Annotated in this window: 13 protein-coding genes and 1 pseudogene; 11 read left to right on the top strand and 3 right to left on the bottom strand. The window is 58.8% G+C overall.

Annotated features, from left to right (window positions below; genetic code table 11):
• Positions 1-2,190 carry a DUF1631 family protein gene (locus H597_RS0115720; protein ID WP_083941123.1) on the bottom strand — a complete coding sequence of 730 codons (2,190 nt, stop codon included), beginning with the start codon at positions 2,188-2,190 and terminating at the stop codon, positions 1-3.
• A gap of 92 nt (positions 2,191-2,282) precedes the next feature.
• Between H597_RS0115720 and H597_RS0115715 the strand changes: the two genes are divergently transcribed.
• A complete protein-coding gene (locus H597_RS0115715; protein ID WP_028102983.1) occupies positions 2,283-2,909 on the top strand; it encodes a retropepsin-like aspartic protease family protein in 627 nt (208 codons plus the stop codon).
• On the opposite strand, the gene H597_RS0115710 is transcribed toward H597_RS0115715, so the two are convergent.
• Positions 2,906-4,081: an HPP family protein gene (locus H597_RS0115710; protein ID WP_051293842.1), complete on the bottom strand. Its 1,176-nt coding sequence runs from the start codon at positions 4,079-4,081 to the stop codon at positions 2,906-2,908. The genes H597_RS0115715 and H597_RS0115710 overlap by 4 nt on opposite strands.
• A 31-nt stretch (positions 4,082-4,112) precedes the next feature.
• On the bottom strand, positions 4,113-4,598 hold the full coding sequence (locus H597_RS0115705) for an Lrp/AsnC family transcriptional regulator (protein ID WP_028102981.1): 486 nt from the start codon (positions 4,596-4,598) through the stop codon (positions 4,113-4,115).
• A 99-nt stretch (positions 4,599-4,697) separates the two neighbouring features.
• On the opposite strand from H597_RS0115705, the gene H597_RS0115700 reads away from it, so the two are divergent.
• From H597_RS0115700 to H597_RS31140, 10 genes and pseudogenes are all read left to right on the top strand, one after another.
• A complete protein-coding gene (locus H597_RS0115700) occupies positions 4,698-6,659 on the top strand; it encodes an aminotransferase class V-fold PLP-dependent enzyme (RefSeq protein WP_028102980.1) in 1,962 nt (653 codons plus the stop codon).
• 187 nt (positions 6,660-6,846) lie between these two features.
• Positions 6,847-7,374, top strand: coding sequence for a hypothetical protein (locus H597_RS34875; RefSeq protein WP_154668131.1), 528 nt, complete (start codon positions 6,847-6,849; stop codon positions 7,372-7,374).
• A 57-nt stretch (positions 7,375-7,431) separates the two neighbouring features.
• Complete coding sequence (locus H597_RS0115695; protein WP_028102979.1) at positions 7,432-7,695, top strand: hypothetical protein; 264 nt, start codon at positions 7,432-7,434, stop codon at positions 7,693-7,695.
• A gap of 3 nt (positions 7,696-7,698) precedes the next feature.
• A complete protein-coding gene (locus H597_RS0115690) occupies positions 7,699-7,932 on the top strand; it encodes a hypothetical protein (RefSeq protein ID WP_028102978.1) in 234 nt (77 codons plus the stop codon).
• 102 nt (positions 7,933-8,034) lie between these two features.
• Positions 8,035-8,337 (top strand): hypothetical protein, encoded by a 303-nt coding sequence (locus H597_RS31150; protein WP_035374425.1) that lies wholly within the window; start codon positions 8,035-8,037, stop codon positions 8,335-8,337.
• 310 nt (positions 8,338-8,647) lie between these two features.
• A complete protein-coding gene (locus H597_RS0115680; protein WP_028102976.1) occupies positions 8,648-8,938 on the top strand; it encodes a hypothetical protein in 291 nt (96 codons plus the stop codon).
• A 572-nt stretch (positions 8,939-9,510) separates the two neighbouring features.
• Complete coding sequence (locus tag H597_RS34870; protein ID WP_154668130.1) at positions 9,511-10,074, top strand: hypothetical protein; 564 nt, start codon at positions 9,511-9,513, stop codon at positions 10,072-10,074.
• A gap of 93 nt (positions 10,075-10,167) precedes the next feature.
• Positions 10,168-11,510: pseudogene (locus H597_RS31145) on the top strand (IS4 family transposase).
• Positions 11,511-11,816: 306 nt separating this feature from the next.
• On the top strand, positions 11,817-12,212 hold the full coding sequence (locus H597_RS34865) for an Imm44 family immunity protein (protein WP_154668129.1): 396 nt from the start codon (positions 11,817-11,819) through the stop codon (positions 12,210-12,212).
• A gap of 194 nt (positions 12,213-12,406) precedes the next feature.
• On the top strand, positions 12,407-12,635 hold a 229-nt coding region (locus H597_RS31140; protein ID WP_035374422.1), incomplete at its 3' end, for a transposase.

The raw sequence follows: 12,635 nt of genomic DNA, 5'->3' as shown, positions 1-12,635 counted from the left end.
TCAGGCGGCGTCCAGCGACTCCGCGCCCGTCATCAGCGACTCCACCGCCCGTTCGAACAGCGGCGAATATTCCAGCGGCCGCAGGCTGCCGTCGCGCATGGCCGCCAGCAGCGCTGCGCGCGAGTACACCAGCGGCGCCGCTTGGCCTTGCGCCGTGAACAGGAAGGCCGCCTCGTGCGGGGCCACCACGCTCAATCGCCACGGCGCATAGGCGTCGCCGGTGCGCAGCTCGAAGCCATTGCCGGCGTGCGCCCACTCCAGCCACTCTTCGCCGCCCGCAGCGCCGCCAGGTGGCGCCGGGTCGGCCGGTATTGCCGCCTGGATGCCGTCCAGCGCGAATTCCGCGCGGAACTGGGCTTGCGTCGGCAGCGCGTCGGTGCGCAGCGCGTCGGCCTCGATTTGCTGGTCCAGCCCGACGGCGCTGAAGCGCGCGCGCAAGGCGGCCACGCTCAGGCGCGATGTGGTGGCGGGCGGCAGGTTGTTCGACAGGACGTCCATATGCAGCGACACCAGCTGGTCCAGCGCCGCCTGGGCATCGCTTTCCTCCATGCCGATCAGGGCCAGCCCGGCGCGCAGCTCGCGCCCCAGTGCCGGCAGCATCTTCATCAGCGCCGCGCGTTCTTCCGGCAGCGCTTTTTCGTGCGCGCTCCAGACCAGCTCCGGCAGCAGCTTGCCGTAATCCTTTTCGCGCCCATGCGTATGCACCATCACGGGCACCCAGGTGCCGGTGATGAAGTCCAACATGCGGGGGTCGACATTGATGGTTTCCAGCTGGCTGCGCAGCGCAGCGGCGGTGGCCGCCATCTTCGGCGCCGCCTGGAGCGCGCGTTCAAAGGACGGCAGGCAGCGGCGCACCACCGGATCGCATTCGCGCAGCAGGCTGGCCAGGAAGCCATCCAGTTCCAGCTCGGCGTCGGCAAACACCGCCGCATCGTGTTCGTATTCCTTCAATACCAGGTCGACCACCCTTTCCACTTCCTTTTGCAAAGGGTCGAGCAGGGGCGAGTCGGCGCCGATGCCGGCGGCCGCACTGCCGATGCGGTCCAGCAGGCGGCGCCCCGGCAGGTGCGAGCCTTGCAGCGCACCCAGGTCTTGCAGGGCGGAGCGCAGGAAGGGCGCGTGCAGCCGGCATAATTGTTCGCGCATGCTTCTTGGCAACAATTCATCGTTCAGGATGAACTCGAACAGCAGGCCCACCAGCTCGACCACGATGCGTTCGTTGCTACGTGGCAAGTTGGCCAGCCGCTTCAGCAGGTCCAGCGGCGATTGCACGTCGGCGCGCGGGCCGGCGCCGGCGTATTCGCGCTGTAGCTGGCGCAGGGCGCCGTCGAGCTGCTGGCGGAAATGCTCGTGCGCGGGGTGGCTGGTGCGGCGGGTGTCGCTCGGGTTGAACACGCTGTACACCAGCTCCTGCAAATCCTCCTTGGGCTGCAGCTCCTTCTGCAGCGAGCCGAGATGCTCGACGCGCTGGCGCATGCCCTGGTCGGTGTCGGCATGGCCGGTGGCCGCGCGCTGCCAGGCCAGGCGGTCCTTCTCAAGCTTGTTCAACGCCGATGGCCGCGCCACCAGGCGCGAACGGATGCCGCGCGATTCGAAGACTTCGCGCAGGCGGGTGTAGAAGTCGCCCAGCTCCGCCGTCATGGCCTGCGACAGGGTGTCGAACAGCAGCTTGCTCAGCGCTTCGTCTTCCACCATGGTGCGCAGCACGTCGTACAGGGAGCGCGCCAGCAGGTAAGGGCGGAACGGGTTCTCGCGCTCGCGCACTTCGCTGTCGCCATGCATCTGGGCGATGATCAGGTTCAGGTGGCCCAGGCTCATTTCATCGGCGTCGCGCAGCTTGAGCAGCAGGCGTTCCACCTCGATCTGGCGCGTCACCGTTGCGTCGTCGATCAGGGTCAGGGTTTCGGCGCTGAAGTCGTGCAGGCCGGTGCGCAGGTCGGTGTGCATGGTCTGCATGGCGCGCGCCAGCAGTGCCGCGTAGGCACGCTCCATGCGCGAGCGCAGGACCGGCCCATGTTCGCGCAGGAAGCTGCGGCCGAAGCCCGCCATGCGCTGGTCCGCTGCGGGCGCCGCGCGTGAAATTTCGCTCAGGACCACATCGGCCCGGTCGGTCATCCTCTTGCATAAAGTGCCAAACCCGGACTGCGCTTCCTGGAGCGCGACTGCCAGTACTCGTTTCAACGTTTGCATATGCCTAGATTCTAACGAAATGTTGCACCGAAAAGCCAACAATTTAACGGTCGAAAGTGTGTCAAAATGCAATTTTGACCGGAGTTTCCTGCATGCGTACTGCCCTGGTTGCGGCCCTGTTCCTGGCCGCCGCGTCGGCCCAAGCCGACGTAAGTCTGGTGGGCACCCTGAAAGAGAAGGCCCTGTTGTCCGTCAACGGCGCCCCACCTAAAACCTACCCAGTGGGCGCCACCCTGCCCGATGGCAGCAAGCTCATTGCCGTTTCCTCCGGCGAGGCCGTTATCGCTGAGGGCAGCAAGCGCTACACCATACGCTTGGGCGAATTTGTCACCGTCTCGGCGGGCGGCGGCAATACCATGGTACTGACTCCTGACCAATTGGGCCACTATAGCGTACAGGGCGAGATCAATGGTGTTCCGGTGCGCATGCTGCTCGACACGGGCGCCTCGTATGTCTCGATCCCGGCCGCGATGGCCGCCAAGATGGGGATCGACTACCGCGGCAAGGGGCGCCGCGGGCAGTCCTCTACCGCCAATGGCGTTACTGAAGTATGGCTCGTCAAGCTGGACCGCGTCCGCATCGGCGGGTTCGAATTTGCCAACGTCGAAGCTTCCGTCAGCGAGGCGCCACTGCCGGTGATCCTGCTCGGCAATTCCGTGCTCAAGCGGCTCGATATGAAGACCGAGTCGGGCACGCTGACCTTGAGCAAGCGCTTCTAGGCGGCGCTGGTCTCCGCCAGGCGGCTCTCGTACAGCGCCGCCACCACGTCCGACTGCGTGACGATGCCGGCAAAGCGGTCTTCCGCATCGAGCACGGGAATGTGGTGGAAGCCCGAATCGGCCATCAGCGGCACCAGTTCCGTGATCGGGGTATCGATGCGCGCCGTGCGCGGATGCCTGACCATGATCTGTCCCACCACTTCCGGCTTTTCCGAATGGCTTGTGCCGCTGGGGCGCAGGAACTCGCGCAGCTGGCGGCGCATGCCGTGATAGTCGTCCAGGCCGCCGTGCGACATGAAGTCGCCGGTGGTGACGATGCCGATGACGCGCCCGACCCGGTTCAGCACCGGCACCGCGGCGATGCGGTGCGCGCGCATCTCGCGCCAGGCCTGCTCCAGCGGCGTGGCGAATTCCGCCGTCACCACGTCCTTCGACATGATTTCGCCGCAGGTAATGATGCCGAAGCGGCGCTGGTAGGCGCGCATTTCCGTCTTCAGGAACAGTTCTTCCAGGTCGTCGCGGCTGATGTCGAGTACCTGGTTGTATTGGCGCAGCACCGCATCCAAGTCTTCCGGCTGGAAGCCCAGGCGCACCGTCGGTACTTGATCCCCGGTGGCGTGCGGGTTCGGGTGCGACAGCACCTGTTTGTGCGGATAACGGCGGCCGGTCAGGTTGTTGTAGGCGATGGCCGCCGCCACGATCACCACGCAATCCAGCAAGACCGGGCCCAGTGCAAAGCCGAATCCCATGGCGTGGACCTTCGGGCCGCCGATCACCACCATCAGCGCAGCCGCGCCGCCCGGCGGATGCAGGCAGCGCAGCGCAAACATGGCGGCAATCGCCAACGGCGTCGCCAGCGCGATCGCCAGCGTTCCATCGCCGAACATCCTGACGCACAAGGCCCCCATCAGGGCTGACACCACGTTGCCGCCGATGACCGACCAGGGCTGGGCCAGCGGGCTGGCGGGCAGGCAGAACAGCAGTACGGCGGAGGCGCCCACCGGCGCCACCATCCAGATCGCTTGATCGCCCAGAAGGGTGTGGGCCACGGTGGCGGAGAGCAGAAGGCCAAGCAGGGCGCCGACGCTGGCGCGCAGGCGTTCGCGCTGGCTGGTATTACTGCGTGCGGGAAGCAGCGAGTAAATCAGGGAGTGAAGCAGGGATTTCAGCATCCGGGCATTATCCCACGGGTGGCGGTTACTCTCAGCCACCCGCCCCGTGCGACACCAGGTCAAGCGGCAGGCTGGTGGTGTACTTGATCTGCTCCATCGAGAAGGCGGACGAGACGCCCGTCAACTGGGCGGCCTTGATCAGCTTCTTGTAAAAACGGTCATACCCTTCGATATCGGTGGTGACCACTTTCAGCAGGTAATCGACATCGCCGCTCATGCGGTGGAATTCCTGCACCTCCGGCAGCGCGTCCACGGCGGCCGCAAATTTCGCCAGCCACTTCTCGTCGTGCTGGCTGGTGCGCACGCTGACGAACACTGTCACCGGCAAACCGGCCTTGCGCCGGTTGATGATCGCCACGCGGCGCTCGAAATAGCCATCCTCCTCCAGCCGCTTCAAGCGTTTCCAGCATGGCGTGGTTGAAAGGCCAACCTTTTCCGCCAGCTCCGCCACAGAGAGCGTGCCATCCACCTGCAGCGCACCCAGAATCGCGTAATCGTAGCGATCGAGATTGTTCATTTTTGTTTATATCGATATTTGGAATGCTTATTCTACATTGACTCATGTTTGGGGTAATTTTGGAATGGCCAATCCGGCGCTATTTCGTAGACTATTCACATGAACCAGGAAATCTACCTCGACGGAAATGCCACCACCTGCGTGCTGCCAGCTGCGATCGACGCGGCGGTGCAAGCCATGCGTGAATGTTTTGGCAATCCAAGCAGTACCCACGCCACCGGGCTCAAGGCCAAGGCCATGATGGACGCCGTGCGCCAGCGCGCCAAACGCCTGCTGGGCGTGGGCACTGGCCGCATCATGTTCAATAGCGGCGCGACGGAAGGGATCCAGACCGCCGTGCTGTCGGCGCTGTGCGCGCTGCGCGAACGCCGCGAGCGCGGCGAAACCATCGGCAGCCTGCTGGTCTACGGCGCCACCGAACACAAGGCGGTGCCGGAAGCGCTGGCGCACTGGAACCGCCTTCTAGGCCTGGGGCTCGAATTGAAAAAACTGCCGGTGGACGGCGACGGCCGCCACGACCTGGCAGCCCTGCGCGCATTGGCGCCGCAAGCGGCCTTCGTCTGCACCATGGCGGCGAATAACGAAACCGGCGTGGTCTCCGATCTGGCCGGCATTAGCGCAACGCTGGTGGGCAGCAAGGCGCTGTGGATGGTGGACTGTGTACAGGGCCTGGGCAAGCTGCCGCTGGACCTGGGCAACACGCGCATCGATTACGCCCCGTTCTCTGGCCACAAGCTGTACGCGCCGAAAGGCATCGGCATGTTGTACGTGCGCGAAGGCGCGCCGTACACGCCGCTGGTGATGGGCGGAGGCCAGGAAGCCGGCCTGCGCTCCGGGACGGAAAACATGGCGGGCATCGCGGCGCTGGGCGCCGTGCTGGCCGCGCTGGAAGAGGGCGGCACCTTCCGTTCGCCGGCTGAATTGCACGGCTTCCGCGACAAGCTGGCTGCCAGTCTGCGCGCCGCCTTCCCCGGCATCGTCTTCAATGCGCCGTTCGAGAAGGCGCTGCCGACCACCCTGAATTTCTCGGTGCCCGGCCTATCGAGTAAAGAGTTGCTGGACGTGTTTGATGCGGCGAATGTGCGCGTCAGCGCGGGCAGCGCCTGTTCCGCCGCCAAGGCCGCGCCAAGCTATGTGCTGGACGCGATGGGCTTGCCCGCCTGGCGCAGCAGCAGCGCGGTGCGCATGTCCTTCGGCCCATTGGTCGGCGAAGCGACCATCGTCGAAGCCTGCGCGCGCATCGAGCGCTGCGGCAAGGCGCTGCGCGATGCGGGCCTGATGGACACGCCGGTCTCCGGCGCCATCGTACCGGAAGGCGTGCTGCAACTGAGCCTGGCAGGCAGCCATACCTGGCTGATCCTGGACGAGCCCTCGCGCCAATGCATCGTGGTCGACCATCAGCCTGAACTCGCGGAACGCGTCGACAGCCTGTTGCGCAGCCACGGCTATCAACTGAAGGCGCGCCTCAGCACGCGCGATGGCGAAACATGGCCATCGGATAGCGCGGATTTCGCGTTCGGCGCGCATACGCTGCGCCGCGTAGCGCTGGGCGCCAACCAAGCGACATACCTGCTATGCAATGGCGACAAGGTCGAATACGCCTTCACGGGTATGGCAGCACTGGCGGCGCTGGCAGGCAAGGTTCCATCCGATGCACTGGTGTGCGCCGGACGCGAAGAGTTGAATGCCTGCTGCACCAGCCTGCGCGCGGAAGCGCAAGCGGCCGCCGCAAACGCCGATTTGAACCTGGATAGCATAGCGCTGGCGCACCTGCTGGAAGCGCACCCGCAAGCCGTATTGGTGGACGTGCGCGAAGTGTACGAGCAAGCAGCCTGCATCCCAGGCGGACGCGCTGCACAGAGCGTGCCGTTGAGCCGCTTGGCAGCCTTCGTACCCGGTTGGCTGGAAGCCGTCGACCATCCACCGCTGGTGTTTTTCTGTCGCAGCGGGAACCGCAGTGCCAAAGCGGCGCAATGCCTGCGCCGGCTGGGTTATCGAAATGCCTACAGCCTGGGGGGCGGTATTGCCCTGGCCTCGCCGGGGCTGGCGCTGGCAGCCTGAATCTAAGTTGTATCCTGCTTGCGGCGGCCGATTGGCTGCCGTTTTTTTTTGCGCCGCCTGTTTCGTGGGAATCAGAGAGATTTTTTCACCACCTAATATGATAGTATCGCACGTTAATTGAAGTTGTTTGTTAGAAATATTTGCATGAGTGTGAAATGCAGCCGCGTGTCGCCAATCGTTCAAATCAATGTTTGAAATGAAGCGATTAAAGCCTGTCATCCTGACACTGCTTGGTGCAGCGGTGTTTGCGCCGGTAAGAATTGGTACGGGGACTTACCTCGGGATGAGCGCCATCTGCATGATCCATCAATGCTCGCGCGATATGGCGCATGGCGATCCTGTGCCATCGCGATTTCAAGTCCTTGTAAGCGCAGGACCAGAATCATCGGAAGTGCAGCCAGTTTTGTTGTCAGACCTTGCGAAACATTTATCGGCACATCCCACCGCGTCGCTTCGCCTGAACGCGAGTGCCGGATTGAGCTTCGATAGAGATTGGGAATTCTCGAGCGTTGCAGTGAACGCGAATGAGCAGGTCATTTCTCTCAAGTTTCAAGATGATCTGGCCATTTCCGAAACCTACAGGGTTTTGAATGGAGCGATTCGCCCGCTCACCTATTCGGAAAAGAACGTTGGCCAGTTCTTTTGTGCGCTGCTGTTTGGTGCGTTCTTCTCGTGGTTCATTCGGACATGCGCACGACGATTTGGCACTGCATAGCAATCCAGCGGATACTTAAGAATTGTTGCTGGATTAACGACGCATGGAAGGGACGCGATGTCTGAAGGCTGGCTCATAATGTATGGGTATCTGATCGGCGGCGTAATGGCTGTTGTTTTTGGCGGATTGGTGATCTACCTTCTGACCAAGAAAAATACGCGGACCAGGCAAAGATCTTTCTGGGACTACTACCTCATCTGGCCATTGCTTATTGAGGATTTCCAGCAGAAGGCCGACAGAAGATCTAAAAGGGGTGTCGTTGTCGGACTACTCGTCATGGCGCTATTAGTGATCGCTGCAGTAATCTCAAACAGAAGATAGGGCATGAGTCTGAAACGAATTTATGCATTTCTACTGGTCTTTGGCGCCAGCCTTCTGCTTGAACTCCAGCTGGAAAAGATACACAAGGTCGACTCCATCGGCCTCTGGTATACGGTGCTGGTGGCAGCTATCTGCGCCATCGTCATTTTCACGGCGATCGTTCCGATCGCTTCTCTATTTCGGATATTCAGGCGAGCGAAAGCAAAGCGCTTGATGCCGGTCGACACGGGACTGTGATAGGTGAGTACTAGAAAATTTTGTGTCGCATTAATCGCCGCCTTCATCAGCTTGCCGGGTGGCGCCAAGACACGATGTGACGACGCCACCCAGCAGCTATCCATGGCTGAAAAGAAAAACTGGTCAGAGGCTATTGCAAAGCAATTAGGCGTCCCATCTGTTGATGTGCTTAGTACGTTCGCGTCGAGGCAATGGCGGGTTGTTTACGTGGACACGCACCAGGCCGATGAAGTTTTCCTGTTTTACCCAAATGTGCCCGCCGAAGGGACGTACATCAACATGTGGAGCGGCGCAGCTATGCGATCCGAAGGGGCAGCCATGGAGGAGTGGGCGCTCAAAAACGTCCCGGGTATTCCGAAGCAGCTGGCAAGTTGCTTTGCCTGGTACGCGACGGCGGGGCGGTAACGAAATTGTGTCGCTCAGGTCTGGGTTCAGGCATGTCATTCAGATACGTGACCTTCCATAATGCGGCGAAACGCCTGACAGGAACAGGGGCGACCGTGATGAAAGCCAAACGCGAGCATCTGTATGTTTCGTCCGAGAAGCGCACTTTGGAGCGTGCATAATTGTTCTAACTGAGGGCGTGGTTATCCGCACCGTAGCTCGTATCACTTAAGGCGTGGAACAAGAAACCATCGCCTACATAAACAAGATCTTTAAGAGATGCTAGGGAGCTTATCGATCGAAGTACCAACAGACCTATATTGAGGTACCTATGCCACTTTTCTTGTTCGTTATTGGCCTACTTATTTTGCCATCGATATTTTTTTTGCACGAACAAACGCGGTTCGTGCTTGCGGCGGTTGAGGTTTTTTGGGGACTTGCCTGCTTCTGGGTAGTTTCTGAGAACTACAAAAGGAAAACGGAGCTAATGACGCGCGGCGGACGTGTAACGTTTGAGTCCAACCCCACCGCATATAAGTCAGTTTATGTAATCGTCTATTTTTTCGGAGTGGCCGCCTTATTGATTCTGCTGTTGGTCACTTTGTTTCCGAAAGACGGCTAACATTCTCTTAGAAACGCAAAGTTTTGGATTTGGGAGGAATGATAATTCTCCAGCGTCAGTTCTATCAGGCTGCTGAAATACCTCCGAAACACACCCAGTTTGGACATGAGTCAGGGTGCCTTTACCCTTGAACATGTCGAAAAAATCGCTTGTAGCTCGTTTTGCGAGGTCGGCAATCCGACAGAAGATGACGCAAATCAGTATTTCAGCAGCCTGCTAATGGAACGGTTGTCGACGACATTATTGGCGGCCCAGGTATCGTTAAACCAGAGGATCCCAATCAGGCTGGAGCCGTAAGCATGTCTCCTGCGACGCCAAAAACATGCGATGCAGTCAAACTCGAGAATTGTGTTGCTGAGCGCCTAAAAGGCGGAGGCGATACTACCTATGGTGCATTCACTAGGAACTGTGTAATGTGGGTACGTGAAGTGTACGAGACGTGTAAGGCTGAGGTTTGCGGGAATTAATACTACGCGACGGCAAAGTTTTTTGTAGCTAAAAAATTTCTTAATTTCATGCCTAGAAAAATTATTGCATTCTCGTTGGTGGCGTCGTTGCAAAGTTTAGTCCTCATGGATACTGCTATATCCATTGCAGGGCAGGACTCAATAGTTGATTCAATACTTCCGTCTGGGAGCTTTGTCGCATCGTTGATGTTGCCCACCTTCGCCACTGTAGTTTTTTTTGTAGCTTACGTGCGGCTATACTCGCTTCGGCATTTTGGAAGAAATGTTCTTGTTCTTTGTTTTGTAGCTTCGCAAGCATTGACGTGCGGCGCGATTTATCGCCATACGGCGAGACGCTCCTTTAGTGACGCGCAAACTACGGTGCTGAAGTTTCTCAAACAACCACAAGATCTTACTGCATCTTATGCGGACGGACTTAGCGAGAAATACGTTAAAGCATTAAATAATCAGATTGTTGACTTGATCCCCATTCAAGCGCTTCAGCGATACCAATCTTATGAGTTTGTCGTACGTCCAACAATAGGAAAAGCATTTGTCGTCCAGTTGCGGGGACGTAATGGTTCATCAGAGATTTTTGCTTACACCGCAGATGAATCTGTAGAAAAACTCACTGAGCAAAGCGCCCTCGAAAGTTTCGAATTGCCATTATTTAACGTTTCATTAAAGTAGAATTAAATTCTGGATCTCAATTCTGGGTCAGGTCTGTCATTGCCTTGTAAACTTCCGCCAAATCGCGTTTACTCTCGTCTTTTGGGCGGGCGCGTGGTGAGAGCGGCGGAACAGTGGACAGAGCACGAATTTGCTGGACTTGATCTGGGTGACGCCCGTCTGGACAAGAGGGCGAAGGAATTGATTGAACGACTTGCGGCCAAGCCGGCATCCAGTGTCCCGGAAGCATGTGATAGCTGGAGCGAGACAATGGCGGCGTACCGCTTCCTGCGCAATACGGATGTAGCATGGGCCGATATCCTCGCGCCACACTGGGCGCGAACTCAGGAGCGCATGCGCACACAGCCGGTGGTGCTGTGCATCCAGGACACGACGGAACTTGATTTCGACGGCCAGGAAATTGCGGGACTGGGGCCGTTGAACTATGAGGCGCGGCGTGGCATGTACCTGCACCCGACCTATGCCGTGACGACGGAGCGCGAGCCGCTGGGCGTGCTCGATGCATGGATGTGGGCGCGCGAGAAGCGTGATGCCGTTGGCATGCGGCCGGGTCACAAGGAGAGCGCGCGCTGGGTCGAGGGCTATGAGCGGGTGGCGAAAATGGCGTCCGACATGCCCGAGACGCGGCTGGTGTACCTGGCCGACCGCGAGGCCGACATGGTGGAAATGATGCGTCGCGCACATGAGCTGGGAACGCCGGCTGACTGGCTGGTGCGCGCCAAGCACGATCGCTGTTTGCCCGGTGACCAGGGCACCAGATTGTGGGTCACGGCCACGGCCGACACGCCACTGGGCGAAATTGAATTTACGCTGGGAGCACGCGAACATCGGCCATCGCGCAAGGTGCGCCAGCAGTTGTGGGCGCGCCGGGTGGAGATCGGCGATGGCAAACGCGGCCGATTGAACGTCACTTGTGTGGTGGCACGTGAAGTGGATGCCCTGCCGGCGTCAAGCCAGTGGAATGGCGCCTGCTGACGAACCGGGAAGCCGCGACGCACCAGCAGGCCGTGGAATTGATCGACTGGTAGAGGGCGCGTTGGGAAATCGAGATCTACTTCCACGTCATCAAGAATGGCTGTGAGGTCGAGGCGTTGCAATTGGGGGCCATTGACCGTCTGGAACGCGCACTGGCATTGTTCATGGTCGTCGGCTGGCGCATTACATATCTGATGCGCAAGGGACGCACCTGCCCGGACCTTGATGCCACATTGTTTTTCGACGCCGATGAAATCCATGGGGCATATCTCTTGGCGAAAAAGAAGCTCCCGGCTAAAACACCTTCCGTGAACGAAGTGGTGCGCCTGATCGCACAGATTGGCGGCTTCTTGGCCCGCAAGGGCGACGGGGAGCCCGGCGCCAAAACGATATGGCGTGGACTCGATAGAGTCCAAACCGCTGCTCAGACGCCACGCGCCCTGCGGGGAGAGTCGGACTGACTTGTGTATAAAGCTATGAGTTAAAGATAGATGGTACCCAATCATGACCCGCGGATTCAAAGAACCAACAGGCCAAATGTGGTGCAAAGCCGGCGACGTCTGGAAATTTGGAACAACTAAAGATTTTGGAGCCAGGTACTCACAAACATACCTTGACAGTATTGGTGAAGGATTGCGGATGAGCCCGGAGCTAAACGGAAGTAGACTTGAGAGCCTTATTTTGGAGAATGCTAAAATTCTTGACTACGTCGGACAAAATGGGCATCTTCCGCCGGGAAATAAAATTGTGCGATAGGAGCGTAAGATATGCGATTAAATATTTTGGCTGATGCTGAGTGGGACTCGGGGGTCGGTTGTGTTTTGGATTGGCTTTCAACGACGGAATACTGGACGCTGTTTCAAAAGCGTTCATATGGAGCAGGTTTGGATGGGGTTTCGATATTCTTAATATGCAGAAATCCTGAATATGGATTCAAACGCCGAATTCGCCACTCGAAAAAAGAGAAGAAGATTTATATAGATGTTATGCTGGATTTGAACGAGATTGCCACGACGACTCCCGCGGAACGCAGATTCAAGATCTTATCCAAGCTGCGATTGGAAGTGCCGGAAGTTATCGGTCGGTACAAGATTGATGGCTTTAATAGTCGGCTATTCTTATCTGATTTCGAAGAAAAATTCTCTGAACTCTCTTTCCATTAACAATAGCTGGCGCTTTGTTCAGGGATCGCGGGATCGTTACAGACCTCATCGCCGGCAAGCTTCGAGTTGGGGGCGCAATGCCAATCTTCTTGTTCGTGCTCGGACTAGCAGGCTGCTGAAATCCTGCCTCGACAAGCGGGCTGTTGCTGGCGGCCCAATGTTATCCTGACATCCCCACTTCATTCTGAAAAACGATGCGCGGCGCCGACACCTTTACCGAAAGCCTGTTCATGATGCGCAAATTGGAGGACTTCATCCCGAAGGATCATCCATTGCGTGCGATTCGCCAGATGGCCAATACGGCGCTGGAGAAGATGAACGACCTGTTCGCTGAGATGTACGAGGCCGACATCAAGGGTGGTCGCCCGAGCATCGCGCCAGAAAAGCTGTTGCGGGCCATGCTGCTGCAGGTGCTGTACAGCA

The organism is Pseudoduganella violaceinigra DSM 15887, assembly GCF_000425385.1.
In the GTDB taxonomy this organism is placed as follows: Bacteria; Pseudomonadota; Gammaproteobacteria; order Burkholderiales; family Burkholderiaceae_D; genus Rugamonas; species Rugamonas violaceinigra.
The sequence above is the reverse complement of the archived record's forward strand: the minus strand, read 5'-3'. Positions and strand labels throughout refer to the sequence as shown.

What these genes read in the sequence shown, in the direction of transcription:
- H597_RS0115720 (WP_083941123.1), bottom strand. Translation starts at nt 2,190, where the DNA reads ATGCAAACGTTGAAACGAGTACTGGCAGTCGCGCTCCAGGAAGCGCAG.
- H597_RS0115715 (WP_028102983.1), top strand. Translation starts at nt 2,283, where the DNA reads ATGCGTACTGCCCTGGTTGCGGCCCTGTTCCTGGCCGCCGCGTCGGCC.
- H597_RS0115710 (WP_051293842.1), bottom strand. Translation starts at nt 4,081, where the DNA reads ATGCTGAAATCCCTGCTTCACTCCCTGATTTACTCGCTGCTTCCCGCA.
- H597_RS0115705 (WP_028102981.1), bottom strand. Translation starts at nt 4,598, where the DNA reads ATGAACAATCTCGATCGCTACGATTACGCGATTCTGGGTGCGCTGCAG.
- H597_RS0115700 (WP_028102980.1), top strand. Translation starts at nt 4,698, where the DNA reads ATGAACCAGGAAATCTACCTCGACGGAAATGCCACCACCTGCGTGCTG.
- H597_RS34875 (WP_154668131.1), top strand. Translation starts at nt 6,847, where the DNA reads ATGTTTGAAATGAAGCGATTAAAGCCTGTCATCCTGACACTGCTTGGT.
- H597_RS0115695 (WP_028102979.1), top strand. Translation starts at nt 7,432, where the DNA reads ATGTCTGAAGGCTGGCTCATAATGTATGGGTATCTGATCGGCGGCGTA.
- H597_RS0115690 (WP_028102978.1), top strand. Translation starts at nt 7,699, where the DNA reads ATGAGTCTGAAACGAATTTATGCATTTCTACTGGTCTTTGGCGCCAGC.
- H597_RS31150 (WP_035374425.1), top strand. Translation starts at nt 8,035, where the DNA reads ATGGCTGAAAAGAAAAACTGGTCAGAGGCTATTGCAAAGCAATTAGGC.
- H597_RS0115680 (WP_028102976.1), top strand. Translation starts at nt 8,648, where the DNA reads ATGCCACTTTTCTTGTTCGTTATTGGCCTACTTATTTTGCCATCGATA.
- H597_RS34870 (WP_154668130.1), top strand. Translation starts at nt 9,511, where the DNA reads ATGGATACTGCTATATCCATTGCAGGGCAGGACTCAATAGTTGATTCA.
- H597_RS34865 (WP_154668129.1), top strand. Translation starts at nt 11,817, where the DNA reads ATGCGATTAAATATTTTGGCTGATGCTGAGTGGGACTCGGGGGTCGGT.